At 51.3% G+C, this 24660-nt stretch carries 22 protein-coding genes; 9 read left to right on the top strand and 13 right to left on the bottom strand.

Features of this window, described 5'->3' with window-relative positions:
* Nucleotides 1-108: 108 nt before the first annotated feature.
* Nucleotides 109-897: a diadenylate cyclase CdaA gene (gene cdaA / locus VNQ80_RS06215; RefSeq protein ID WP_325636596.1), complete on the top strand. Its 789-nt coding sequence runs from the start codon at nucleotides 109-111 to the stop codon at nucleotides 895-897.
* A gap of 62 nt (nucleotides 898-959) precedes the next feature.
* On the opposite strand, the gene VNQ80_RS06210 is transcribed toward cdaA, so the two are convergent.
* The 4 genes from VNQ80_RS06210 to VNQ80_RS06195 all read right to left on the bottom strand — a co-directional run bounded on the left by VNQ80_RS06210 (nucleotide 960) and on the right by VNQ80_RS06195 (nucleotide 5296).
* Complete coding sequence (locus tag VNQ80_RS06210; protein WP_325636595.1) at nucleotides 960-1811, bottom strand: DUF2911 domain-containing protein; 852 nt, start codon at nucleotides 1809-1811, stop codon at nucleotides 960-962.
* A 188-nt stretch (nucleotides 1812-1999) separates the two neighbouring features.
* Nucleotides 2000-3277 carry a sugar MFS transporter gene (locus VNQ80_RS06205; protein ID WP_325636594.1) on the bottom strand — a complete coding sequence of 426 codons (1278 nt, stop codon included), beginning with the start codon at nucleotides 3275-3277 and terminating at the stop codon, nucleotides 2000-2002.
* A 302-nt stretch (nucleotides 3278-3579) separates the two neighbouring features.
* Entirely contained in the window at nucleotides 3580-4095 is a 516-nt protein-coding gene (locus VNQ80_RS06200) for a DinB family protein (protein WP_325636593.1), read from the bottom strand.
* Nucleotides 4076-5296 carry a HAMP domain-containing sensor histidine kinase gene (locus VNQ80_RS06195; RefSeq protein ID WP_325636592.1) on the bottom strand — a complete coding sequence of 407 codons (1221 nt, stop codon included), beginning with the start codon at nucleotides 5294-5296 and terminating at the stop codon, nucleotides 4076-4078. Before VNQ80_RS06195 ends, VNQ80_RS06200 begins: the two co-directional genes overlap by 20 nt.
* A 120-nt stretch (nucleotides 5297-5416) precedes the next feature.
* Here VNQ80_RS06195 and gltX point away from each other — a divergent pair, with 120 nt between their 5' ends.
* Complete coding sequence (gene gltX / locus VNQ80_RS06190) at nucleotides 5417-6949, top strand: glutamate--tRNA ligase (protein WP_325636591.1); 1533 nt, start codon at nucleotides 5417-5419, stop codon at nucleotides 6947-6949.
* Here gltX and VNQ80_RS06185 read toward each other — a convergent pair.
* Both VNQ80_RS06185 and VNQ80_RS06180 read right to left on the bottom strand, forming a co-directional pair.
* Nucleotides 6930-9815, bottom strand: coding sequence for a DEAD/DEAH box helicase (locus VNQ80_RS06185; protein ID WP_325636590.1), 2886 nt, complete (start codon nucleotides 9813-9815; stop codon nucleotides 6930-6932). The genes gltX and VNQ80_RS06185 overlap by 20 nt on opposite strands.
* Nucleotides 9816-9862: 47 nt before the next feature.
* Nucleotides 9863-12082 (bottom strand): helix-turn-helix domain-containing protein, encoded by a 2220-nt coding sequence (locus VNQ80_RS06180; protein WP_325636589.1) that lies wholly within the window; start codon nucleotides 12080-12082, stop codon nucleotides 9863-9865.
* Between the two features lie 114 nt (nucleotides 12083-12196).
* On the opposite strand from VNQ80_RS06180, the gene VNQ80_RS06175 reads away from it, so the two are divergent.
* From VNQ80_RS06175 to VNQ80_RS06165, 3 genes are all read left to right on the top strand, one after another.
* On the top strand, nucleotides 12197-12448 hold the full coding sequence (locus VNQ80_RS06175) for a FeoA family protein (protein WP_325636588.1): 252 nt from the start codon (nucleotides 12197-12199) through the stop codon (nucleotides 12446-12448).
* Entirely contained in the window at nucleotides 12448-14532 is a 2085-nt protein-coding gene (gene feoB, locus VNQ80_RS06170) for a ferrous iron transport protein B (RefSeq protein ID WP_325636587.1), read from the top strand. The genes VNQ80_RS06175 and feoB overlap by 1 nt, the downstream gene beginning before the upstream one ends.
* A gap of 185 nt (nucleotides 14533-14717) precedes the next feature.
* Nucleotides 14718-15218: a phosphoheptose isomerase gene (locus VNQ80_RS06165; protein ID WP_325636586.1), complete on the top strand. Its 501-nt coding sequence runs from the start codon at nucleotides 14718-14720 to the stop codon at nucleotides 15216-15218.
* Between the two features lie 24 nt (nucleotides 15219-15242).
* Here the strand turns inward: VNQ80_RS06165 and VNQ80_RS06160 are convergent, their stop codons facing one another.
* Genes VNQ80_RS06160 through VNQ80_RS06135 form a run of 6 tightly spaced genes read right to left on the bottom strand, consistent with a single transcriptional unit; the run spans nucleotide 15243 to nucleotide 21669 of the window.
* Nucleotides 15243-16460 (bottom strand): glycoside hydrolase family 76 protein, encoded by a 1218-nt coding sequence (locus VNQ80_RS06160; protein ID WP_325636585.1) that lies wholly within the window; start codon nucleotides 16458-16460, stop codon nucleotides 15243-15245.
* Between the two features lie 2 nt (nucleotides 16461-16462).
* On the bottom strand, nucleotides 16463-17083 hold the full coding sequence (locus VNQ80_RS06155; RefSeq protein ID WP_325636584.1) for an ABC transporter ATP-binding protein: 621 nt from the start codon (nucleotides 17081-17083) through the stop codon (nucleotides 16463-16465).
* 3 nt (nucleotides 17084-17086) lie between these two features.
* Nucleotides 17087-17881: an acyl-ACP--UDP-N-acetylglucosamine O-acyltransferase gene (lpxA, locus tag VNQ80_RS06150; protein ID WP_325636583.1), complete on the bottom strand. Its 795-nt coding sequence runs from the start codon at nucleotides 17879-17881 to the stop codon at nucleotides 17087-17089.
* The gene (locus VNQ80_RS06145) at nucleotides 17878-19287 is read right to left on the bottom strand and encodes a bifunctional UDP-3-O-[3-hydroxymyristoyl] N-acetylglucosamine deacetylase/3-hydroxyacyl-ACP dehydratase (RefSeq protein WP_325636582.1); all 1410 of its coding nucleotides are present in this window, start codon (nucleotides 19285-19287) and stop codon (nucleotides 17878-17880) included. Before VNQ80_RS06145 ends, lpxA begins: the two co-directional genes overlap by 4 nt.
* Before the next feature lie 45 nt (nucleotides 19288-19332).
* Complete coding sequence (gene lpxD / locus VNQ80_RS06140) at nucleotides 19333-20373, bottom strand: UDP-3-O-(3-hydroxymyristoyl)glucosamine N-acyltransferase (protein WP_325636581.1); 1041 nt, start codon at nucleotides 20371-20373, stop codon at nucleotides 19333-19335.
* Nucleotides 20374-20421: 48 nt separating this feature from the next.
* Nucleotides 20422-21669, bottom strand: a complete 1248-nt coding sequence (locus VNQ80_RS06135) for an HD domain-containing protein (RefSeq protein ID WP_325636580.1) — start codon at nucleotides 21667-21669, stop codon at nucleotides 20422-20424.
* Nucleotides 21670-21847: 178 nt separating this feature from the next.
* Here VNQ80_RS06135 and VNQ80_RS06130 point away from each other — a divergent pair, with 178 nt between their 5' ends.
* Together VNQ80_RS06130 and tsaE are read left to right on the top strand one after the other, a co-directional pair.
* Nucleotides 21848-23401 (top strand): PglZ domain-containing protein, encoded by a 1554-nt coding sequence (locus VNQ80_RS06130; protein ID WP_325636579.1) that lies wholly within the window; start codon nucleotides 21848-21850, stop codon nucleotides 23399-23401.
* A gap of 22 nt (nucleotides 23402-23423) precedes the next feature.
* Nucleotides 23424-23843: a tRNA (adenosine(37)-N6)-threonylcarbamoyltransferase complex ATPase subunit type 1 TsaE gene (tsaE, locus tag VNQ80_RS06125; protein ID WP_325636578.1), complete on the top strand. Its 420-nt coding sequence runs from the start codon at nucleotides 23424-23426 to the stop codon at nucleotides 23841-23843.
* A 26-nt stretch (nucleotides 23844-23869) separates the two neighbouring features.
* Here tsaE and VNQ80_RS06120 read toward each other — a convergent pair whose 3' ends face one another.
* The gene (locus VNQ80_RS06120) at nucleotides 23870-24160 is read right to left on the bottom strand and encodes a hypothetical protein (RefSeq protein ID WP_325636577.1); all 291 of its coding nucleotides are present in this window, start codon (nucleotides 24158-24160) and stop codon (nucleotides 23870-23872) included.
* Nucleotides 24161-24201: 41 nt separating this feature from the next.
* Between VNQ80_RS06120 and VNQ80_RS06115 the strand changes: the two genes are divergently transcribed.
* Together VNQ80_RS06115 and VNQ80_RS06110 are read left to right on the top strand one after the other, a co-directional pair.
* Nucleotides 24202-24492, top strand: coding sequence for a hypothetical protein (locus VNQ80_RS06115; RefSeq protein ID WP_325636576.1), 291 nt, complete (start codon nucleotides 24202-24204; stop codon nucleotides 24490-24492).
* Nucleotides 24493-24546: 54 nt separating this feature from the next.
* Nucleotides 24547-24660: VOC family protein (locus tag VNQ80_RS06110; protein WP_325636713.1), on the top strand; the 114-nt coding region annotated here is incomplete at its 3' end.

Raw genomic sequence — 24660 nt, 5'->3', positions numbered from 1 at the left:
CTTCGCTAGATAGAAAAATCTTTATCGTGAAAACGACGAAGATGGTCGTGCCATGGAGTCAATAACGGGCGGATTTTTTTCGAATGAATTTATTAACTTGCCCAAGATATGGACTTGCAAAGTTTCGACTTCAATTTCCGGTTGCTAGACATTGTTGACATCCTTCTGGTGGCTGTCATCCTCTACTATGTTTACAGCCTGATACGGGGCACTATTGCGGTGAATATCCTCATCGGCCTGGGACTTATCTATGTCATTTTCCTGCTCGTTAAGCAATTCAACATGCACCTGCTTACCGAGATTTTCGGGGGCTTCATCAGCGTGGGTTCACTAGCACTCGTGGTGGTCTTCCAGCAGGAAATCCGAAGGTTCCTCATCCATATTGGCAAGAATATCTCCGTAAGGCGGAAAAACTTCCTATGGTCTGTTTTTGTGAGCAAAAAAACGGCCGAGCATGACCACCACGCACACCTCAAGCCCATTATCGATGCTTGCCGCAGCCTTTCCAAATCATACACCGGCGCGCTGATCGTATTCGCCAAATATTTCGATGAAGAGTACTACCAGACCAGCGGCGAATTCATGGACGCACACCTATCCAAGCGTTTGCTTGAGAGTATCTTCCAAAAAAACAGCCCCCTGCACGACGGTGCGGTGGTCATCGTCGACTTCAAAATCATGACGGCCAGCTGCGTACTTCCCCTCTCCGAGAGCGAAGACCTACCTCTCCACTTCGGGCTTCGCCACCGCGCTGCCATTGGGGTGACGGAGGTAAGCGATGCCGTGGCGGTGGTGGTATCGGAAGAAACCGGCGAAATATCGTTTGCCAAAGACGGCAACGTCAATATGAATATCAGCCATGAGGAGCTGGAAGAACTTCTGAATGCTTCATTATAAACGCACATAGCCCCCACACGTCGGTGCAGGGGCTATGCGGTCAATCACTTACCAATGCTGGCTTATTTCTTATTGGCTTGGGCAATCACCTGGCCATTCAGCTTCACATATTCGTCGTTGTTTTGCTGTTTGGCAAGCTCAACACCTTCGGTTGCAGTGGCAATAGCTCCTGCCTTATCGCCCGCCTTTAATTGGATAAGCGCTTTCCAGTACTTGATGTATGGCGCCGGATTCGGCGACTTATCCGCTTCGTTTACCCACTCAAGCGCTTTTTGGATATCCTTATCGTTCTTATAGTAATATTGGGCGGCTTGGAAATAGGGTTTCTTATCGCCTTTCATCGCTTCGGCTATGGAAGCCATGATTTCGGCATCTTGATCGACCACTAAGTCGAAGCTTACTTGCGTCTTTTCCCAAGCGATATTCAGCCGTGCACCTTGTGGCTGCACGTCGGAAAACGAGATGGTAAAGGTTTCCACAGGCTTTTTCAGCCGTTCGGGGGCTACGTCAAACCGGAGCAGGTCTTCTTCCTGCTTATACGTATAGGCTCCCCACTGTTCGCTGTTCTTACTCAAAATAATGGTCCAATTCTTCTTACCGGGGATGGTCAGCAATCCGTAAGTACCAGCGGCTACCTGGGTGCCAGCTATCGTCACAGGGCTATCGAAGATCAATGTAGGTACATTATTCGCACCGGTACGCCACACTTCATCATAAGGTACCAGTCCGCCGAAAACATCCCTTCCGTTTATGTTCGGCCTGTTATACTTCAAAGTCACTGTACCGATACCCAATCCTTGGGTGACGGTCTGCGCGCTACTCGCCGGTGGCAATTTCACTTGGGCTGATGCGGGCTGCCAACCTGTGGCAATGGCTACGGCAATTAAGGCAATGGTAAAAAAATTCTTCTTCATGTTACTATCGTTGGTTACAAGGTTCGAATTTAAACATATTCGCCAAGCATCCTCCAACATTACCGAAATATTACAATTCGCGCATAATAGCAGACGGCGATCCGCGTTATTAGGGTACTATTTATTTCACCAAGTCCTGTTTTCCTGCACCACACAAACCGGTGCAGGAAAATCAGGCGCAATGCTTACTAGCCACGTACTTTAGCTTTACCTACCTTGTGGCCGCTTACCGCATAATAAAGTATAAACAGATAGCATGGGATGGTAACCCAATAGGCCTGGTGCGGCGTAAAGTGGTCGGCCAACGCGCCGTATACCAGCGGAATAATGGCACCACCTGCGATACCCATAATGAGCAACGACGATGCTGCTTTGGTAAACCGGCCTACACCCGCAAGGGCAAGCGGCCAAATAGCGGGCCACATCAAGGAGTTAGCCAACCCGAGCAACGCTATAAATGCCACCGATGTAACGCCGGAAGTAGCCAACGCACCAAATGAAAACAGCAACCCTAGAACCGCACAAATAACAAACGCTTTTTCTTGCTTGATGTATTTGGGAATGGTAATGATCCCGACGACATAGCCGATAATCATCGATACCATCGTTGCGGTTGTAAAAAACTTGGCCTGTGTAAGCGATACGCCCTCGCTGGACGCATAGCTCACAATCGTATCGCCGGCAATGACCTCCACACCTACATATAAAAACAACGTGAGCACACCTAGCAGTACATGCGGGAACTCAAAGACACTTTTCTTGCCCGTATTCGACGCGGCCACCTCTTCATCTTCGGCATCGGTATCAACTTCGGGCAATGCCGATTTGAAAATCACAAATGCCAACACCACCAATACGGCTACAATCCCTAAATAGGGAACGATTACTTTCGCAGCCAATGCATCCAGTTCAACTGCGCGTTGCACTTCGGATAATGCCTCAATCCGCTCGGTCAGCCCATCGGCATCACTCAGCAGAAAGAACCCGAGTACCACCGGCGCCAGTCCTCCAGCAAACTTATTGCAGATACCCATGATACTGATACGCTGGGCCGCGCTTTCGGGCGGCCCGATAATGGTGATATAGGGATTTGATGCGGTTTGAAGGATGGCTAAGCCACCGCCTTGCACAAACAATCCAATCAAAAACAACAGATAAGTCCGGCTCATTGCTGCCGGTATAAATAACAGCGCGCCCACAGCCATCACGATCAGGCCTACGGCCATTCCATTTTTAAAACCAAAATACCGGAGGGTTGCCGTTGATACCGGTGCCATGAGTAAGTATGCGATATAAAAAGCAAACGTAACCAGGTACGATTGGAAGTGGTTAAGTTCACATGCAATCTTCAAATAGGGAATCAGTACCGAGTTTAACCAGGTAACAAATCCGAAAATAAAAAAAAGGGCGCCGATGATAATCATGGGACCCATCGTGGATCTTTGGGAGGTGGGATTTACGCTCATTGTTGATTAGTATTTTTTTAGTTTCACGTACTGCAAGACTATAAAATAAAATCAACATTTGAAACAAAAAAGATTAAGCAATCGGTTGTTTCCCTTTTTGGTGTTCGGAAACCGACGGTTGTGGTATGGCCAAAATAGGAAACGTCCCGATCAAATCGGGACATTTCCTACACCTAAACCGTATCATAAAACCATGGAAATGGTTTCGTAGATACTATAACTACAAAATGGATTGAAAAAGGTTTTTTATTTATTTTTATTTTCGCAAACCACCAGATTCACAGCCTCATAGGCTCACAAAATCACTCCCCGCCAAGATATCGCTCACGGATAATATTGCGGTGGTGATTAAGATGCCCAGCAATGATATACATAAACGCCCGAACGCTGGTTAATCGTTCAGAGGCAATGCCCTTCCGTGCCAGTTCATGTTCGTTGAAATGCTTAAAGAGTTCCAGATTCGATTTCCGTACAAGCACAAACTCTTCCGAAAAGCTTTCCAACGACCGCTCGTTGAAGCGCGCATTGGCCACAAAATCATCCGGTTCAAAGCCAATCAGTTCCTTGGTGTCATTGCGTCCAAAACGGAGGGCCCGGTAGGCCATCACCCGTTCCGTATCGATCACGTGCCCCACCACCTCTTTGATGGTCCACTTGCCTTCCGCGTAGGCGAATTCCGATTTCCCTGCAGGTATGCCCGCCAGAAATTCGGGGAACGCTGTAATCTGCTCGTTGAGCAGTTCCATCACATCACCGGTAACGGTATCGATATAGGCGGAGTAGATTGCAGGGTATTCATCAGATCTGAGCGGGTTCATACGTTTGGCTACTTGGTAATACGATTCTAAATGTGGTTCCTTTATCAATTTCCGATTCTCTGACGAAAATCTGGCCTTTATGGTATTCAATCATGCGTTTAGTAAGGCTAAGCCCTAACCCCCATCCTCGCTTTCTGGTAGTGAAGCCCGGCTGGAAGACCGCTTCAAACTGACTGCGAGGTATTCCCTTTCCGGTATCGCTAATATCTATAAAAATTTGTTCTTTGGCAATATTTTCTGAAATAACGATGTCAATCCGGCCGGCAGATTCGATCGCATTCGCAGCATTCTTTAATAAGTTTTCAAGCACCCAGTCAAATAGCGGCACATTTAACAGGGCTTCCGCTTTGGTCTCGCCAGAGACATTGAAGATGATTTTATCGCTCGTCCGCACTTTGAAGTAATTGACAAAATCGATCACCGTTTTGTACACCGCCTGGCTCTTCAACACCGGCGCAGAGCCAATTTTCGAGAAGCGGTCAGCCACGACTTCCAACCGCTTCACATCATTTTCCATTTCATTGAGCAGCGGGTCGCTTTCGGCGTCAAACTTGGTCCGCACCAGCTCCAACCAAGCCATCAATGAGGATATGGGTGTGCCCAGCTGGTGGGCAGCCTCTTTGGCCAGCCCGACCCACACGAGGTTTTGCTCCGACTTACGGATGGAATTGAATACCGTATAGGCGATGGCTAGGAAAATCGCGATGAGCGTAAGTTGCACATACGGGAAAAACCGCAACTGGTTTAACAGCAGGGAATCTTTGTAATAAACGAACCACTGTCCATTATTCGGTAAGTTGATGATAATTGGGGGGTGGCTTTTCTTCATGATGGCCAGCTGGCGATTGAAATATGCCGGATCATACACCACGTTGGCATCGATATCGTCGGCCAATATGTTGGTTTTGGTAGAGTCCAGGTCACGCCAATAGATGATACTGTCTTGCGCATCTGCAATGATCGCCGGCAGGGAGAGGCTATCGCGCACGGCATAGATAAATGTGATCATCTCATCATCCACATCGGGCATGGTGATGATGCTCCGGGTGCTCATCGCCCACACCTCTGCCTTCGTACGCTCGGACCTCGATAGGTTCCTCACCAAGAAATTGGTATAGAGCAATGATGCCGCAGCGATAAGGGCCGCGAAAATCAACAAGGCAAATTTCCAACGCTGTTGGTTATACTGGTAAGGATTCATCTACGGTACTGTACCTACAAATTTCCGCCAAAATACACAATTCTCTGTGGATGGTCGTAAAAAGTATCAAAGGCGTTGGGGAGGCGGATTATTTTTAATAAATTTATCTAAGTTTGCCCCATGGATCAAGACAGGAAGGTACGGGTACGCTTCGCTCCAAGCCCCACGGGAGGCCTGCATCTGGGCGGTGTACGCACAGCATTGTTCAACTATTTATTCGCGCGCCAGCACGGCGGCTCGTTTGTACTTCGAATTGAAGATACCGACCAGACACGCTTCGTGCCAGGGGCCGAGGCATACATCCAAGATTGCCTCGCTTGGTGCGGTATTGAACCGGATGAAAGCCCTGATCATGGTGGTGAATATGGCCCCTACCGCCAAAGCGAGCGCAAATCGAATTACCGCCGGTATGCCGAACAGCTTGTTGCCGACGGGTATGCATACTATGCATTCGATACGGCCGACGAACTGGATACGCAGCGCAAGCTGCACCCCAATTTCAGGTACAGCCACGAGAACAGGCTGGAGCTGCGCAATTCACTCAGCCTCGCACCCACCGAAACCCAGCAGCTGCTGGATGCAGGCCACCCCCACGTCATCCGCATCAAGATGCCTGTTGGTGAAACCATCAACCTGGACGACTTGATACGGGGAACCGTGAGCTTCGAATCGGATTTGATAGACGACAAAGTGCTGCTCAAGGCAGACGGCATGCCCACATACCACCTGGCCGTGGTGGTAGACGACCATCAAATGGCCATCAGCCACGTATTCCGCGGCGAAGAGTGGTTGCCTTCGGCACCGGTGCATATCCTCCTATGGGAATATCTCGGTTGGCTGAACGCCATGCCGCAGTGGGCACACCTGCCACTCATCCTCAAGCCCGATGGCAATGGTAAACTGAGCAAGCGGGATGGCGACCGGCTTGGTTTTCCGGTGTATGCCATGAACTGGCAAGACCCCCAAACGGGCGCCATCACCGAAGGTTTCCGCGAAATGGGTTTCCTACCCGAAGCGTTTGTCAATCTACTGGCCACCCTGGGCTGGAACGACGGTTCCGACCAGGAACTCTTCGCGCTCAACGAGCTTGTCGATAAATTTTCGTTGGAGCGGATCAGCAAAGCCGGTGCAAAGTTCGATTTCGAAAAAGCGAAATGGTTCAACCACGAATGGATAAAACGGAGCGACGACGATCACCTCTTGCCGCAATTAACCGCGTTGTTGGCCGACCATGGCATCCCGCTTACCGACGAAAAACAGCTCTCCAGCGTGTTGGCCCTGGTCAAAGAACGGCTCACCTTCGTTAACGACTTCTGGGCGCAGGCCTCGTTCTTCTTTAAACGCCCCGATAGCTATGACCTGCCTGCCGTACAACCCCGTTGGAATGCAGAGAAAACCGCATTCTTCGTAGACATGATTGGCAAACTGGAAAACTTCGACCCGTGGCACAGCGCCGAACTGGAAAGTTTCTACAAACTCGCCATCCAGGCATCGGGCATGAAGATGGGCGAGCTGATGCTGCCTTTCCGCATTATGCTGGTCGGCGGTAAATTCGGGCCGCACGTGTTTGATATCGCCGCGCTACTGGGCCGTGAGGAAACGGTAGCCCGCATGAAAATCGGCTTGGGCGCCTTTACCCAAGCAGCTCCCTGATATCGTCGCGCGACAGCGACTTGATAAAACTCTCCTCCGTGGTGATCAGGGTGTCGGCAATGGTCTTCTTGCGGTTTTGCAGGGCGAGTATTTTTTCTTCCACGGTATCCTTGGTAATGAATTTGTAGATAAACACGTTGCGTGTTTGCCCAATACGGTGCGTGCGGTCTATGGCCTGCTGTTCCACGGCAGGGTTCCACCACGGGTCCAGGATAAAGACGTAATCGGCCTCCACGAGGTTAAGGCCTACGCCCCCTGCTTTGATGGAGATAAGGAATAGGCGGGTATCTTTGTTTTCGCGGAACTCCCGCACCACTTCATTCCTGTTTTTGGTGGCGCCATCCAGGTACGCATACCCGATACCATGCTTGTCGAAATACTGCTTGAAGAGCACCAGTTGCTTGACGAACTGGGAGAAAACAAGCACTTTATTACCCCGTTGCAGTACCGTTTCGAGGGTGTGTATGGCACTTTCGAATTTGCCCGATTCACCGCTGAAAGCGGCATCGATCATGGCCGGATGATTCGCCAGCTGCCGGAGCTTCGTCAGCCCTTGCAATAAGGCGATCTGCGGGGGCTTCGCTTTCTCGTCGCCCAGGTTTTCCAATATGGCATTGCGGTATTCGGATTTGATACGCTCGTAGTATTCGGCCTGCTCCTCACCCATTGTGCAGTAAAACACCTGTTCCGATTTCGGCGGCAGCTCCGTAGCCACCTGGCTTTTGGTACGCCGCAGCACAAACGGCTTGATCATGGCCTGCAAGCGCTGGGCTTTCTCGTCGTCTTTTTTCTTTTCAATGGGCTGCACAAACTCCTGCTGGAAATAACGGTAGCTACCCAGTAAACCGGGGTTCAAAAAGGCCATTTGCGACCACAGGTCAGCAACGGAATTTTCAATCGGCGTACCGCTCAGCACCAGCCGGTGTTTCGCCTTCAACCGCTTTACCGCTTTGAACGATTTGGACGACGGGTTCTTGATCAGCTGGCTTTCATCAAGTATGATGTAGTTGAAGTAAAATGAACTCAATAGCTCCTCATCGATGCGTGCAATGCCATAGGTGGTGATCACAAGGTCGTACGGCTCAAACTGTGCGGATTCCTTGGCCCGGCCTACGCCGGTGTGAATCAATAGCTGCAAATCGGGCGCAAATTTGGCGGCCTCATTCTCCCAATTGTATACCAATGAGGTAGGCATAATGATGAGCGATGTCGAGGGGCCTTTAGCCGTGTCTACCGCCTCTTTCTGCTTTTGGAGTAGCGCCAGTGTCTGTATGGTTTTCCCCAAGCCCATGTCGTCGGCCAAGCAGCCGCCAAAACGATATTGCTGTAAGAAGTGGAACCAATTATAACCGGCTTGCTGATAGGGTCGTAGCTGGCCGTTAAAGTGTGTTGGCGGTTCCATCTCTTCAATCGTGTCGAAATTGGCCAGCTGCTCAATTTTCCGGTCCATGGTCAGCGTAGTATGTTCGGAAATGTCGTTGAGCAGCCCCACATGGTATTTACCCAGCCGGATCCCTTTTTTATCCTGCGAGAACTGAAAAAGGTGGTTATACCGTGCAAACCACTCCGCGGGGATCACGGCAACTTCACCATTGGGTAAAACAAACTCCTTGGTGCCTGTGAGAATATGGTTGCGCAGCAAGCTAAAAGGGACCTCGTATTCACCGAAGCGGGCAGTGGCACGCACGTCAAACCAGTCATTGTGCTCCTCGACGGCCATGTTGAGTTCGGTACGCCCGAAGAAGAAGCGCTTATTGGGGTCATCCTGCATGATTTCAAACCCGTGCTGCAGGAGTTCATCGTTCCTATCGCGAAGCCAATCCATCGCCGATATCGCATCCGTACCATTCGCCTTCGGTTCGAGGTTACTGAAAAGCCCAGAGCCCCTATGCAGTCCCATATCCAGCAGTTCCTGTATCCGGTTGTCTTCCCATTGCAACGACCGCTTGATGCGGTGGAACGTGTACTGGTCGGTAAGCTGGTCGTATTCCATGCGTACGGTTACCTTGTGCTGGCCACCTGCTGCAAAAAGGTAGGGACCATAGCGGAAATGCAACTGCAGCTGTGAGGTACCGTGCTCAACGTAAAGCAGTTTGATAACGGGCACCGCATTATGTTGGTGCGTTTCAATAGCAAAACCCTCCGCATACACATGGTGTTTCTCAATAAGCCCACGCACAAACGTTTCGAAATATTTACGTTCCGTGGCACGTGCTACGGCGATGTAGCGTTTTTGCAGAAAAGGCGATAGCTTCTTTCCCTCCAGGGGTTGGTCGAAGTGATAGAGTACATTTTCCAGTAATAACCATGCCTGTTGGTTGATAACCACCTGCGCATCCTTATACATAAACTCGATCCGTTGCCCATTGTATTTAATGGTGGGGAAGTAGCGGGTTTCTTCCGTGTTGCGCCTGAAATGGAACAGCACCGAGGCCGGTTGCTCGGCAATCGTTATCGGTTGGTCGGCAGCATAGCCGTCTTTGCTCATCAAGAATAACGGCTTACCATCAAGTAATTCGAGCGCCTGCAGGAGGTGTGCCTCGATTTTCGGCCGGATATAGTCAAGGAATTTGTTGTCGAAAAATTTGGCAAAGAAATCAACGGGGCGTATGGGCTTTTTATGATACCGTTTGATGACGTTGGTTTGCTCTACCGCTTCCAGCAGCTTAATCAGCTTGTAATCCACCTCGTCCAGTATGGGAGCATAGTCGACCGCGGTGTGGCTAAAAATACGCCGGTGCGTCAACGAATAGCCTCCATTCGGATTAAGTTGCACCACGTGCGGCTCGATCAAATAACCCAAATAAGGATGTTCGCAAAGCGAGTATATCAGTTCATGCGGTTGTGTGGTATCAACTTGCTGCATTTCACAACGGTGGTATCAAGAAAATAAAAGCTTCAAAGATACACAAACTAGCCGACAATGGACGCCTGGGCAATACGAATCTCATGGTATTCCACACTATTCTTCAATATCGCCCGGATCGCCGAAGAAGACTTTTCGGGATTTGCCCGCAGGGCCTCTTGAATAGCGGCCAGCTTGTCGGCATCCATTAGCTGATGGGCAGCCACCCCTTTACCGATGAAATCGGTGAGGTGACCAATGATGGTACCCCTCGTTAACCCCCGCTCTTCAGCGATTTCCTCGATGGTTTTGCCACTTTGGAAAAGGTCGAAGCTGATTTGCTTCGTTGCACCCTTGACAGGTTTACCGGCGGCGGGGGCGGCGGACAGTTCTTCCGGGGCAATGGCAATGGTCGTCAACGCTTCCGTTTTGATCATGACGTCTTGCAATGCGTCTCCTTTTACCAGTGCTTCGGTAATAACGGCACATTGCCGCAGCTGTTCCCTTTTCCGCTTGAAGTCCACCAACAACCCCTTTAGCTCCGCAACGTATTTCTTGGTTCTTTTTTTGATGGCCCAGCTGCTGATGTGTGCCTCCAGCGCGTCGATCAACGGGGTATCCATCCGGGGCAGAAACCACGCCGTGGCTTTCATTATACGCTCATGGATTTCGGGGTAATCGGCTTGCTCGCCTTTATTGAGCAAGCTATTCAACTGGTTCCGGAATTTGTTGGCCACTTCCATCAATGCTTCGCACGCGAAGCATACCGCTTCGACAAATTTCATCGCTTCTTCCTGGTCGGCAATATTGCGGGTAGGCAGATCCATCCGCTGCGCCTTCGCCGCTTCCACGATGCGGTCCCATTTAAAGGCCTGCAGAAGCAGCTGGCCGATGTAATTACGCTGGGAGGCTTCCAGCAGGGGCGCGATTTCATTCTCGGCCACCGTGTTGTTCGAAAAGTCGGCCACTTGGCGGTCCGTACGGATGCTATATGGTGGAATCCGCGAATGCAGTACCAAGCCATCCAAGGTGCGCAAACGGCTCAACGCAACGTACACCTGTCCCGCAGCAAACGAAGCACCTGCATCGATGATGGCACGGTCAAACGTAAGCCCCTGGCTTTTATGGATGGTGATGGCCCAGGCCAATCGCAGTGGGAACTGGGCAAACGTACCCAGCACTTCTTCCTCCACTTTATCTCGCGATTTATCGTAGTTGTATCGGATATTTTCCCACTCCTCCCGCTTCACTTCAACGGCCTCACTGTCGTCCTTAAACTCCACGATCAGGCTGTCGCCGGACGAATCGATGTGCTTCACATAGCCGATCTTGCCATTGTAATAACGCCGCTCATCGCCACTGTCATTACGGATAAACATCACCTGGGCCCCCACTTTCAGCGTCAGTTCGAGCTCTGCGGGGTACATGCTTTCGGGAAAATCGTTGGCCACTTTAGCTGCCAGCGCAACGGGTTTGCCGGGAAGTGCTGATAATTCCTGTTTATTGATGGTATCCGCACGGTTATTGTGGGTGGTCAGCGTGATATACGGCTCGGTGGCCGGCGGCACGAAATCAGGCCGATAATAGCTATTGAGTACGTCCAGCTGCTGTGGTGTGCAGCAGTCATTACGTATATCGTTGAGGATATCGATGAAGGTCTGCTCGCTCTGCCGGTAGATTTTCTTAAGCTCAAGGAGCACGGGAGGCTGTTCGCGCAACACCTTGGCATCGAAGAAAAACGGGCTTGGGTAGTGTTGCGCCATCAGATCACGCTCCCGCTCCTTCACCACCGGTGGCAATTGGTACATGTCGCCGATAAAAAGCAACTGGGTGCCGCCGAACGGGCGGGCATCGCGCCTTACGTTCTTTAAAATCGCATCAATGGCGTCTAACGTATCTGCCCGTAGCATAGATACCTCATCGATAACCAGCAGCTCTATCTCCTGCAGCAACGCACGTCGCTGCTTCGTCAGCTTCACCTTGCCGAATAGGCGACGACGGTTATAAATATGGCTATCGTCATCGTTCCACGCCAGTTCATAGTCTTCAATATAGAGGCCAAACGGCAGCCAAAACAGGGAGTGGAGCGTGGTACCGCCAGCGTTCATTGCCGCAACGCCTGTAGGTGCGGCCACGGCCATCTTCTTATAGCTGTGCTGCCGGATATATTTCAAAAAGGTCGTCTTCCCGGTCCCGGCCTTGCCGGTCAGAAAAATAGTGCGATTGGTGTGGTTTACAAAAGATACCGCCTGTGCGAAAGCCGTATTCTGTATGTCTAATGCTGTCATTTACGGACACCGGTTTTAGTGCGACTTCCAAAGGTAATGAAAAACGGCGGGCAAATCCACCGCAATCTGTTTAGATTTATTGTAAATTACTACATTTGGGGATTATTTATTGCCATGCATACAATTGTCCAAGATAAAACCATAAGTCACTTACGGAAGGGAGAGAAGGCGACCATCGTCGGTTACATCCCGGGTGAAGTCCCCCTCAAAATCTACGAAATGGGATTATTGCCCGGTGTTATCTTCACCATGAAACAACGTTTGCCATTAAGCGGTCCGGTTTGCCTGCACATCCACGGCAACCCCAATGGCGTCGCACTGCGGCGTACGGAAGCCGATCTCATCCTCATCGAACCTTTATCATAATGACGGAAACAAAAATCGCGTTGGTAGGGAATCCCAACGTGGGTAAGTCTACTTTGTTCAATAAGCTAACCGGGTTACGTCAAAAAACAGGCAACTATCCGGGCATCACGGTAGAGAAGAAAACAGGGAATTTCATCGATGGTACCACCAAATATCACGTTATCGACCTGCCGGGTGCCTATGGTATACACCCGTCATCGCTGGATGAGCAAGTGGTATATGAGGTATTGACCAACAGGGCCAATCCCAACCATCCGGAGCTGGCGGTGGTTATCGGCGACCCGTTCAACCTGAAACGGGCTGTATTCCTTTACCAACAAATACGCGACATGGGTGTTCCGGCCATTTTCGTGGTCAATATGGCCGATGAGGCCGAACGCGCCGGGCTTTCCATCGACATCGGAAAACTGGAAAACCTGTTAGCCACCAAGGTTATCGTCACCGATGCACGCTCCGGCAAAGGGGTTGATGCCTTGAAAGCAGCGCTATCGTTTAAGCCGGGTGGCACGGCACCGTCGTTCGGTATACCCGATGAATACCACGGAGCCATCCAGCAGGTGAAGGGCCAGACGGGCGTGGAGAACGATTACCTCGCCTGGTTAGCGCTCTCACAAAAGCACCAAACCACCCACGAGGCCAATGGCGCACATGCCCTGGAGGCTATACGCAACGAGCATGGGCTCAACCCACACCGATTGCAGATCCAGGAGACGATGGCCAGGCACGCCAAGCTGGACAACGACCTGTTGCATGTCGTCAAGGATCCCGCGAAAAAACGGGAACATTTTACCCAACGGCTCGATCAGTTGCTCATTCACGCCGTATGGGGGTACGTCATTTTCTTTGGGCTACTACTGCTTATTTTCCAGGCCATTTACACCTGGTCGGGCCCGTTCATGGATGCCATCGACAACGGGTTTGCATGGCTGGCCAGCACCACGGCCAACTGGCTGCCCCCGGGGCCTATTAATGGGCTGCTTACCGATGGCATCATCGCAGGCATCGGCGGCATCGTCATCTTCATCCCTCAGATCGCCATCCTATTCATCTTCATTTCGCTGATGGAAGAGTCGGGCTACATGAGCCGGGTGGTTTACCTGATGGATCGATGGCTGAAGCCGTTCGGACTGAGTGGTAAAAGTGCTGTTCCCTTGATGTCGGGCGCCGCCTGTGCCATCCCAGCTGTCATGTCAGCACGGACCATCGAAAATGATAAGGAGCGGCTGATTACCATATTGGTAACCCCTTTTATGACCTGCTCCGCGCGGCTACCTATTTACATTGTCATCATCGGCCTGGTCATCCCGCAGGAGCGCGTGCTCGGGCTGGACCTGCAGGGGCTCGTCTTGTTTGGTATGTACGTATTGGGTCTGCTGGCAGCCTTGGGAAGTGCTTGGCTGCTCAAGTGGTGGCTCAAATCGAACTATAAGAGTTTCCTGATCCTGGAAATGCCTACTTATCGGTTCCCGGTGTTAAGGAACGTAGCCTTGAATGTGTGGGATAAAACCATGGGCTTCGTGGTGGGTGCCGGTAAAATCATCCTGGCCATCAGCATCGTTCTGTGGGTGCTGGGCTCTTTCGGCGTAAGCGACCGGTTTACAAATGCCGAGCAGGTTGTGCAACAGGAAAACCCGGGCATGTCGGCCGAGGACCTCGAAAACGAGGTCCAATCGCAAAAGCTCGAATATTCATTCCTCGGTACGTTGGGGCGGTTCATCGAACCTGCCATCGCGCCGTTGGGTTACGACTGGAAAATGGGTATCGGGCTGATCGCCTCGTTTGCGGCCCGCGAAGTGTTTGTGAGCACCATGGCAACGGTATACAGCCTCGGCGGCACCGATGATGAGTTGACCATCCGGGAGCGCATGGCGAGCGAAATAAACCCCCATACCGGCAAGCCGTCCTACAATTTTGCCTCGGGCATATCGCTGCTCCTATTCTATGCCTTTGCCATGCAGTGCATGAGCACGATTGCCATCGTGCGCAAGGAGACAAACTCCTGGAAATGGACCATCATCCAGTTGGCATTTATGACGGGATTTGCGTACCTTGCTGCGCTAGTGGCGTACCAACTGTTGAAATAATATGGATACCATCACTATTCAGTATATTGTAATCAGCGTCCTCTTCCTGGCGTCGGTGATTTTTTTAATCCGCCGTACGCGGAAGTCGATCAAGGGAAAACGAGCCTGCTCGAAAGGGTGCGGCTGCGATTTCAGTGAACAACCCAAAAAAGCATCTTATTAACTAACTGCGTAATAGATAACCCATGACTTACCAAACAAAGGAAGCGCTCTTCAACGAAATAGAAGGTGTATTGAACGAACAAGGCTTTCAAGTGGTACAACAGGACCAAACGCGGCCTTGGGGTGGTTTCTTCGTTATCGAAGAGTCGCAAGCCCAGCAGTTTGCCAACACGTATTTCAATGGCCTCGATGTGCAGGAACTGAAAATTTCGGGGAAGCTGAGCCCTAAGATTCTCGTCGTCGCACCGGGCAAGCGCCTCTCGTGGCAATACCACCACCGCCGTGCGGAAATTTGGCAAGTGGTACGGGGTGTTGTGGGCGTGGTAACGAGCGATACCGATGAGGAACATGAACTCAAACTCCTCCATCCGGGCGACGTGATCCGCCTTAACCAAGGTGAACGCCATCGGCTCGTTGGCTTAGACGAGTGGGGGGTATTGGCAGAAATCTGGCAACACACGGATAGCGACAACCCGTCGGACGAGGACGACATCGTACGGGTGCAAGACGACTTCGGAAGGTAGTTATCAGCTGTCGGGAATCGGCTATCAGCGATCAATGCCGGCCATCCGCGCGTGCATCTCTATCATGGCCGCCTGGTCGAGTAACCATTTTCGCGACCCTTGTTTTGTACCATCCCAATGTTTACCGAAAAGACCATCGGAATCACGGGCGTGGCGCCATGCGTAATCCAGGTTTTCTCGAAAGGCATTTAAATAACGTTCGTTGCCGTCGATGCCGTACAGTTCGACATACCCACGCATCATCACGGCTATAAACCAATTATCACTGCGCTTCAGCAGGCGGAACGACTCGCCGTCGGCCGACGTGAACGCCTCGAAAAAATACTGGTAACCACTCGCTGCGATACGCTGCGCATCGCGCAGGTAGCTGCTATCCTGTGTAAACCGATATAACAGCGCAGCGCTTTGGAGCATCTGGCCACTGTTATATGGATATTTCCGTTTGTCTACCCTGCCCTTGAGGTTAACGTTATCCCAATACAGGCCGTCCGTCGGGTCTTCCAGATGCTGCTTGGTCCAATCGTACCACCGCTTGCCGGCCTCCATGTATGTACTGTCTTGGGTCGCCTCAAACATCCGTAGGGCAAATACCGCCGCAGGCGCATTTGAGCAGGCATTTTTGGATGTTTTTTTCTGCTCGCACCAATAGATACCGCCTCCAAGGACGGCATCTTCGCCACTTGCTACGAACTTCCAGATCACCTTCGCCCGATCCAGGTACCGCGTTTCGCCAGACGATAGGTAAAGTTCCGCGAAATCGATGCCCAACCAGATGTTATCGTCGTAAAACCGGTCGGACTGGCCCTCACTTCGTACGTAGGAAGCGAAACCCGCCGGCAGTCTGCTATCGTCATAGTAGCGGTCCAAGCCGTGCAGTATCCGGTTATCCAGCATGTCGAGGTAACGCTTGTCGCCCGTCGCCTCGAAAAGGGCACCGACTGCCGAGAGCATCCCCGAAAAGGGCCATAAGTACGAATAGGCATTGGATGCCCCCTCGGCTCCCTCGGCCAGGTAATCTGCACGATAAGCGCGGTCGTCCGGATAGTTTTCACGGAGTAACGGCGACCCTTCCACCCCGTACCGATCATAGACCAGCTCCGTCAACGCATCGGCACGTATTACCGATTGATTGTCTTGCGATAAGCTGTCCTTGCCCACCCGGCTGGATGCGCCTGCGTAGGCCGTACCCAGTAGCGCGGCCATAAGCGCAGCGCAGGGCAGTATCATCTTATTGAATCGCATCGTCATGCTTTATAATCCGTGATTGTTATCCTATGGTCGCAAAAGCCATATTCCCGTTCCTGATTGGAACATACCAGCAAAAGCCGGCCGGCACAGGTTTGCTCCACCAATTGCAGGTACCAGGCAATACCTTCTTCATCCAAATTGGATGTCGGCTCGTCTAGCAGCACAATGGGCACATCGGCACAACACGCCAGGCCCAGTTTCACCCGCTGTTTCATGCCCGACGAAAAATGCCGAAGTTGTTTATCCTGGGCATGCGTAAGCCCCATGTACTCCATAAGCGACAGCGCATCGAAACCGCTTAGGAACGCTTTGTGCATAAAATGGAAGCGGATTTGCTCGGCGAGTGTAAACTCCTCGATCAGTTCGAGGTAAGGTGCCGCGATTGACAGGTATTGGTACACCCGGTCGGGGTCAACAGCGCTCCCCCCACGTTGGTACGTAATGTGGCCGGCAGACGGTGTCAACGCCGAAGAGACGACCTGCAGCAAGGTGGATTTCCCCGAGCCGTTGGGCCCCAGTACGGCATAACGCAACCCGGTGGTGAAACGATAGTTCACATGCTGAAAGACCCAATCCCGGTTAAACCGCCTACCAATGTCTTCCAGCACAATTTCCATGGTTTACAACACACCCTTGCTTTGACCGAATCCCTTCATCACACCGCGGTTGGAGTTCCGAATGGAATCGAGTATTTCGTCACGTATTTCCGTTGGTTTGTACTCCGCCTCGATAATGTCCAATGCCTTGGTCAAATTGTTGTTTTTGACAAAGAGTACACGGTAAATATCTTGGATTTCGTTGATTTGGCTGGAAGAGAAGCCCCGCCGCCGCAACCCTACCGAGTTGATACCCACATAGGCAAGTGGCTCACGCGCGGCCTTCACAAAGGGAGGTACATCTTTGCGTACCAACGAGCCACCGGCGATGAACGCGTGCGAGCCCACATGGCAAAACTGATGCACAGCCACCATGCCCGCCAACACGACAAAATCGCCTACGGTAATGTGCCCGGCCAATGTACTGTTATTCGAAAAAATGCAGTTGTCGCCCACAATGCAGTCGTGCGCAATATGGCTATACGCCTGGATGAGGCAATTTTTTCCAATAACGGTCTTCCATTTATCCTTGGTACCGCGGTTTACGGTTACACACTCGCGAATGGTGGTATTATCACCGATCTCCGCAGTGGTTTCTTCGCCATCGAACTTCAGGTCCTGCGGGATGCCCGAAATAACGGCTCCCGGGAAAATCCGGCAGTTCTTACCGATGCGGGCGCCATCCATGATGGTCACGTTAGAGCCAATCCAGGTGCCTTCGTCGATAACCACGTCCTTGTGGATGGTCACAAAAGGCTCAATCACTACGTTCCCCGCAATCTTGGCCTGTGGATGTATGTATGCTAACGGCTGTATCATGACGCTTGGCTCTCTTTAACTTTAACGATCTGGGCCATCAGTTCGGCTTCTACCACCACTTTTTCGCCAACCATGCCCACGCCCTTCATCTGGGCAATTCCCCTCCGGATGGGCTCCAGCAGATCACAGCGGAAAATGATGGTATCGCCCGGGTTCACCTGTGCCTTAAACCGTGCATTCTCAATTTTCAAAAACAAGGTCAAGTAGTTCTCGGGGTCGGGCACGGTGCTTAGCACCAGCACCCCACCGGTTTGGGCCATTGCCTCAATCTGCAATACGCCCGGAAAAACCGGTGCGCCTGGGAAATGGCCCATGAACAGGTCCTCGTTCATGGTCACGTTTTTCAACCCCACCACATGCGTTTTGGTGAGCTCCAATATCTTATCGATCATCAGGAACGGTTGCCGGTGGGGCAAGATGTCCATGATCTGGACCGTATCATACAGCGGCGGCATATTGGGGTCGTAGACCTTGGCGTATTTACGGCTTTTTTCCTTCTTGATCTGTGCTTTTATTTTCTTAGCAAATGCCACGTTGGCGGCGTGCCCCGGCCGTGCAGCCATGATATGGCCTTTGATCGGCCTGCCCACCAATGCGAGGTCGCCAATCATGTCCAGCAGCTTATGGCGCGCGGGTTCGTTTTGGTGGCGGAGTTCGATATTGTCCAATATCCCTTCCTTAGCCACGTCGATATCGTCGCGGTTAAAGAGCTTGGCCAGGTGGCGCAGTTCATTTTTGCTCACTTCCCTATCCACCACCACAATCGCATTGTTCAAATCGCCCCCTTTGATCAGGTTGTTCTGTAGCAGCATTTCCAACTCGTGGAGGAAACAGAAGGTCCGCGATGATGCGATATCCTTCGAAAACTCATCAATATTGCTGATGGACGCATGCTGGCTGCCCAACACCGGCGAATTGAAATCAATCATACAGGTAAACCGGTACCCGTCGAGCGGCATGGCAACCATCTCCACTTTCCGATCCGGTTCGGTATGGTGTATATTATGCGGTATTTCGTAATAGTCACGATCGGCGTTCTGATCCACATATCCTGTTTCTTCGATCGCTTTCACGAACGGTGCCGAGCTACCGTCCATAATTGGAACCTCGGGGCCGTCGATATCGATGAGCACATTATCGATCTGCAGGCCTACCAATGCTGCCATGAGGTGTTCAATGGTACTTACACGGGCTCCATTTTGGGATATCGTTGTACCCCGGGAGGTGTCTGACACGTTGTCGGCATCTACAAGAACCACCGGTTGGTTTTCGAGGTCGATCCGTCTAAATTTGTACCAATGATGTTCCGGAGCAGGTTTTAAGGTCATGGTCACAGGCTTGCCGGTATGAAGGCCTACCCCCGAAATCACAATTTCTGATTTGATTGTGCGTTGTTTTACGTTCATCTCTGTCAATTGGCTTATCCGCAAGTAGGCGGACCTAAGCTTACTTTATTTCGATACTTCCTTTGTTAATAATAGTTGTTCCAATTCTTCAAGTCGGCGTTCCAGTTCGGGGAGGCGCGAATACACCACCTGCGAGCGCATTTGCGCATTGTAGGGTGCGGCAGGGCTGCCCGACCAGCGTTTCCCCTCTTCCGCAATGGTACGGTTAACGCCCGACTGTGCCTGTATTTGACTGCCATTGGCAATGCGAATATGCCCCACTACGCCCACCTGTCCGCCAATAACGGTGTTCTTGCCGATTTTGGTGCTCCCAGAAATCCCCGATTGGGCAGCAATCACCGTATGTTTGCCAATTTCGACATTGTGCGCAATCTGAATCAAATTATCCAGCTTTACGCCCTGCCTTATGATGGTCGATCCCATCGTGGCGCGATCGATTACCGAATTCGCACCGATTTCGACGTCATCCTCAATGATTACGTTTCCAATCTGGCTGATCTTATTATAGGAACCATCTTCCTGGGGGGCAAAGCCAAAGCCATCGCTACCCACCACCGTTCCCGAATGGATGATAACGCGCTCGCCAATCACGCAATCGAAATAAACCGTTACACCCGGAAACAGGGTGGTATCGTCTCCGATTTTCACGTTATCGCCGATATAAACATTCGGGTAGATTTTACACCTATTGCCTATAACGGCTCCCCGGTCTATATAAGCAAATGCACCCACGTACACCTCTTCCCCGATTTTGACCGTTTCATCAATGAACGCCCGCTCCTCGATCCCGGTCTTATCCAAGCGCATCTTGTTGTACAGTTCCAACAAGGTCGAAAAAGCCAGGTAAGCATTTTTCACGCGCACGATGGTACCCGATACGGGGCGTTCCAATTTCAGGTCGTCATTGACGATGATTACCGACGCTTTCGTTGTATAGAGGTATGGTTCGTACTTCGGGTTAGACAAAAAAGAGAGTGAGCCTGTCGATGCTTCCTCGATCTTTGCCAGTTGGTCTACCATCACATCGGGGTTCCCTTCAAGGGAACCGTTCACGAACGTTGCTATTTGATGTGCGGAAAATTGCATCTGCAAATGTATAAGTTTAAACGGTAATATTCCAATTTTTACTGACTATCAATGCATTGATAATGGGGTATGGACCAGCTCCTTCGGAAAGGAAACGGCAAATTTCTGTACTTTCCGCGAGAGTGTCTCCAAATTAGATAGGTCAGAGGCTTCTGCAATATCTTGTATACTGCCATCTTTCATCAATATCCTGATGGTCCCATTATTAGGTTCATAAGCACTGTTTTCTATCGATTGCACCCACACGTAATAATCCACATCGGCCACGTCAATGTCAAAATAATTCACCGCCTCCGCCCTCAACTGCACGAGCTGCCCCTCTTCCGGAAGCACGGCATGCAGCTCGGTGTGATACAACGACCGGGCAATGAGCCGCGAGCACAACCGCTGCAAAATACGGTCACTGTGGTGTGCCCACGTTTTTACGGCAGACCATATATCTGTATCGTCGAGCTGCGAAAAATGCACTAAATGCAGGGCATCTTCGGTAAAATTCTGCCGAGTTACCTTATTGCGCAAAAAATGTTCCAACGCTGGTGTGGCGAAGAGCGAATGGCCGGCGCCATACAATTCCTTAGCCCGCTGCAAGATTTTAAGCAGCATCTGCTCGGCGCTAATCACCGTTTTATGCAGGTATACCTGCCAATACATCAGCCGCCGCGCGATGAGAAACTTCTCGACCGAATAGATGCCCTTCTGCTCCACGACAAGCTCATTGTCGATCACATTAAGCATTTTTATGATGCGATCGAAACTGATCACACCCTCGGCAACACCGGTAAAAAAGCTATCTCGGCTCAGGTAATCCATCCGGTCGATATCAAGCTGACCGGCTACCAGTTGGTAGAGAAATCTCCTCGGATAGCGGTTATTGAAAATCTCGATCGCCAAATCGAGGCGTCCCATCGTTGCCTCATTCAGTTCATCCATCATGAGCGAGGAGAGCAACTCGTGCGATACGCCTTCCACCAGGGTATGCTCAAGCGAGTGTGAAAACGGCCCATGGCCGATATCGTGCAGCAAGATAGCCGCCAGTGCCGCTTCCTCTTCCTCGGCTGAGATCGCGATGCCCTTTCCGCGCAGGGTTTCCAACGCAAGCGCCATCAAGTGCATGGCACCCAGCGCGTGCTGGAAGCGCGTATGCAACGCGCCCGGGTATACGAGATGCGTCATGCTTACCTGCTTGATGTATCGCAAACGTTGGAAATAGGGGTGCTGGATCAGGTCAAAAATGAAACCAGAGGGAATGGATATAAACCCATATACGGGGTCGTTTATTATTTTCTTTTTATTCAATCGCGTTGTCCATTGCGGAAGGGCCTATTGCCAACCGCATTTACAGGGAACAAAGATACGTTACCTCGCTGTTAATTTATGTTAAAAATGTCGATACAGGCAAACTTTTCACTAAGTTCGCGCTTATTATTGCTATCTAGGGAAGACTGGAAGGCTTCACATACATTGACGAACCAACATGCAAGAAACAAATATACTTTGGGCAGACGATGAGATTGATTTGCTAAAGCCCCACATCATGCTTTTGAACGAAAAAGGATATGGCGTGAAAACGGTTACCAACGGCAACGATGCCGTGGATGCCTTTAAGAAGGGGTTTTATGATCTGGTGTTTTTAGATGAGAACATGCCCGGACTCACTGGATTGGAAACGCTATCCGAACTGAAAAACATCAACCCGGCGGTACCCATGGTGCTGGTCACCAAAAATGAGGAGGAACACCTCATGGAGGATGCCATCGGCTCCAAGATCGATGACTACCTCATCAAGCCCGTAAACCCCAAGCAGATCCTGCTCACCATCAAGAAGCTCACGGAAAACAAACGGCTGATCAGCGAGAAAACATCGATGGCCTATCAACAGGACTTCCGGAATCTGGGCATGATCCTGAATGACAACCTCGACTATGAGCAATGGGCCGACGTTTATAAGAAACTTATCTATTGGGAGCTCTCCCTGGAGAAACTGGAGGACGCCGGTATGCATGAGGTGCTTACCCTGCAGAAAGCGGAAGCCAATATGCAATTTTTCAAGTTTATCGAGAAAAAGTACCTCCAGTGGATAAAGGAGCCCGAAACGGGGCCCGTGATGTCGCACCAGCTTTTCCGCAAAAAGGTGTTCCCTACGTTGCAGGAAAACCGGCCCACTTTTTTCTTCCTGATAGACAACCTGCGGTACGATCAGTGGCGCATCATCAATGATGTCATCACCAACTATTTCAGGCTCGAAGAAGAAGACAGCTATTACAGTATCCTTCCCACGGCCACACAATACGCCCGTAATGCCATCTTCAGCGGACTGATGCCGCTCGATATGGACCGCCAGCATCCCGGACTGTGGCAGAACGACGAGGACGAAGGCGGTAAGAACCTGCATGAAGACAAGTTCCTCGCCGACCAAATCAAACGTACGTACCGCAAAGAATGCAAGCATTCGTACACCAAGGTATTAACGCTCGAACAGGGCCGCGACGTTACGGAAAACCTCAGCAACCTCATGGGCAACGACCTCAATGTGTTGGTCTATAATTTCGTCGACATGCTCTCGCATGCCCGTACCGATATGGCCATGATCCGCGAGCTGGCCAATGATGAGGCTGCCTACCGGTCGCTCACCCTCTCTTGGTTTGAGCACTCACCGCTGCTCGAAACATTGCGGTGGCTTTCGCAGAAGCCTGTGCGGCTGATCATCACCACCGACCACGGCACCATCCGCGTAAAGCATGCCAGCAAGGTTATCGGCGACCGAAACACCAATACGAATCTGCGCTATAAACAGGGCAAGAACCTCAATTTCATCGCCAAAGACGTGTTCCACGTAAAAAATCCGCACGACGCCATGCTGCCGAAGCTGCACGTCAGCTCCAGTTTCATCTTTGCGCGCGAGGACGCGTATTTTGTATATCCCAATAATTACAACCATTTCGTCAACTATTTCAACGAGACGTTCCAGCACGGGGGCATTTCGCTGGAAGAAATGATTATTCCGTTCGCCACATACACCACCAAGTAGCAAAAACCGTACTTTTGCCCGGATGGTTATTGATGTTCCAAACTTGGAAGGATTGCCCGATGCCGCCAGCCGGTTGCTGGCCGCTGTGGGTGATCGGCGCGTCTTGCTGTTTTATGGCAGCATGGGTGCTGGCAAAACAACGTTCATCAGCGAAATCTGCCGGCAACTCGGTGCGGTCGATGCGCCATCAAGCCCTACATTTGCCATCGTCAATGAATACCATAGCGCTGCCGGACCATTGTATCACTTCGATTTCTACCGCATCAAGTCGGAACAGGAAGCTTTTGATCTGGGTTATGAAGATTATTTCTACTCGGGTTCGTATTGCCTCGTTGAATGGCCCGAGAAAATAACGAATCTGCTGCCCGATGACGCGGTGCACATCCATATCACCGCCGTTACCGACGGTACGCGCCGTATCACTATCAATGTGACACCCTAGCTAAACTGAATTGGCATTTTTTCTTTTCACCGCTCTTTCGCCGCGGAGGCGACAAACTTTTGCTTGATCAAAAGTTTGACTAAAATCAAGGCTTGCCTACGCCGTTGCAACCCGTTGCCGCATGCGCCGTCGCAAACCGAAGCCACGCCCGCACACCTCCCCGTCCCTTCGTTCGTCGGTTCACTGGATGTACGGTGGCTGCGCTGGTATGAGGGTGGGGCATGCTTGGCAGCCGGTTGCTGCCTCCGCAGGCTAGGCCTTCTGCGTTCATGTGGTACCTTCGGGTGGCTTCGCCGCATCCGTGCGCGTGCTTGCAATAGGGGTTTGACAATCGGGGTCTAGTCTGTGGTAGCTCTATTTGACCATTTGCAGTATTATCAATTCGGAGGTAGGAGCGGCCTTGGCGCAATTGGACGTGCAGGCCGTGGTGGTGCGTTGCAGAAACGGTAGGGTACGCAACACCGAGCAGAACCCAGCCACTGGGTGGGCCGTGAGCGCAGGCGGCCTAGGGTTCGCACCGTTGCACCAGCGCGTAGCCGGAACAACAAATGCGGCACAGCCAAAGCACCTTGGGCACTTGGGTGCGCTCCAAGTGCCATGCCTCCGCGGCATGGAGCGGAAAACACCTCCACTTCTTGTCCTAGGTTAATGTGCATGAACAATGCCCCCTGTATCTTTGTACTAACAAAAAAGGAGCATTATCATGGACAACAACATCTTAGGTATCCATCACATCACGGCTATTGCAAGCGATGCCAAACGCAACTACGACTTCTATACCCGTGTGCTGGGACTCCGCCTGGTCAAGAAAACGGTC

The organism is Parapedobacter sp., assembly GCF_035556095.1.
Lineage (GTDB): Bacteria > Bacteroidota > Bacteroidia > Sphingobacteriales > Sphingobacteriaceae > Parapedobacter.
This window is presented reverse-complemented; position numbering and strand designations above follow the sequence as displayed.

Excerpts from the sequence above, each read along its gene's own strand:
- VNQ80_RS06155 (WP_325636584.1), bottom strand. The coding sequence starts at position 17,083 with ATGGAAATTGTGCTGGAAGACATTGGTAGGCGGTTTAACCGGGATTGG.
- VNQ80_RS06210 (WP_325636595.1), bottom strand. The coding sequence starts at position 1,811 with ATGAAGAAGAATTTTTTTACCATTGCCTTAATTGCCGTAGCCATTGCC.
- VNQ80_RS06165 (WP_325636586.1), top strand. The coding sequence starts at position 14,718 with ATGACTTACCAAACAAAGGAAGCGCTCTTCAACGAAATAGAAGGTGTA.
- VNQ80_RS06200 (WP_325636593.1), bottom strand. The coding sequence starts at position 4,095 with ATGAACCCGCTCAGATCTGATGAATACCCTGCAATCTACTCCGCCTAT.
- feoB (WP_325636587.1), top strand. The coding sequence starts at position 12,448 with ATGACGGAAACAAAAATCGCGTTGGTAGGGAATCCCAACGTGGGTAAG.
- VNQ80_RS06130 (WP_325636579.1), top strand. The coding sequence starts at position 21,848 with ATGCAAGAAACAAATATACTTTGGGCAGACGATGAGATTGATTTGCTA.
- tsaE (WP_325636578.1), top strand. The coding sequence starts at position 23,424 with ATGGTTATTGATGTTCCAAACTTGGAAGGATTGCCCGATGCCGCCAGC.
- VNQ80_RS06175 (WP_325636588.1), top strand. The coding sequence starts at position 12,197 with ATGCATACAATTGTCCAAGATAAAACCATAAGTCACTTACGGAAGGGA.
- VNQ80_RS06195 (WP_325636592.1), bottom strand. The coding sequence starts at position 5,296 with ATGAATCCTTACCAGTATAACCAACAGCGTTGGAAATTTGCCTTGTTG.
- VNQ80_RS06205 (WP_325636594.1), bottom strand. The coding sequence starts at position 3,277 with ATGAGCGTAAATCCCACCTCCCAAAGATCCACGATGGGTCCCATGATT.
- VNQ80_RS06160 (WP_325636585.1), bottom strand. The coding sequence starts at position 16,460 with ATGCGATTCAATAAGATGATACTGCCCTGCGCTGCGCTTATGGCCGCG.
- VNQ80_RS06180 (WP_325636589.1), bottom strand. The coding sequence starts at position 12,082 with ATGACAGCATTAGACATACAGAATACGGCTTTCGCACAGGCGGTATCT.
- VNQ80_RS06145 (WP_325636582.1), bottom strand. The coding sequence starts at position 19,287 with ATGAACGTAAAACAACGCACAATCAAATCAGAAATTGTGATTTCGGGG.
- gltX (WP_325636591.1), top strand. The coding sequence starts at position 5,417 with ATGGATCAAGACAGGAAGGTACGGGTACGCTTCGCTCCAAGCCCCACG.
- VNQ80_RS06185 (WP_325636590.1), bottom strand. The coding sequence starts at position 9,815 with ATGCAGCAAGTTGATACCACACAACCGCATGAACTGATATACTCGCTT.
- lpxD (WP_325636581.1), bottom strand. The coding sequence starts at position 20,373 with ATGCAATTTTCCGCACATCAAATAGCAACGTTCGTGAACGGTTCCCTT.
- lpxA (WP_325636583.1), bottom strand. The coding sequence starts at position 17,881 with ATGATACAGCCGTTAGCATACATACATCCACAGGCCAAGATTGCGGGG.
- cdaA (WP_325636596.1), top strand. The coding sequence starts at position 109 with ATGGACTTGCAAAGTTTCGACTTCAATTTCCGGTTGCTAGACATTGTT.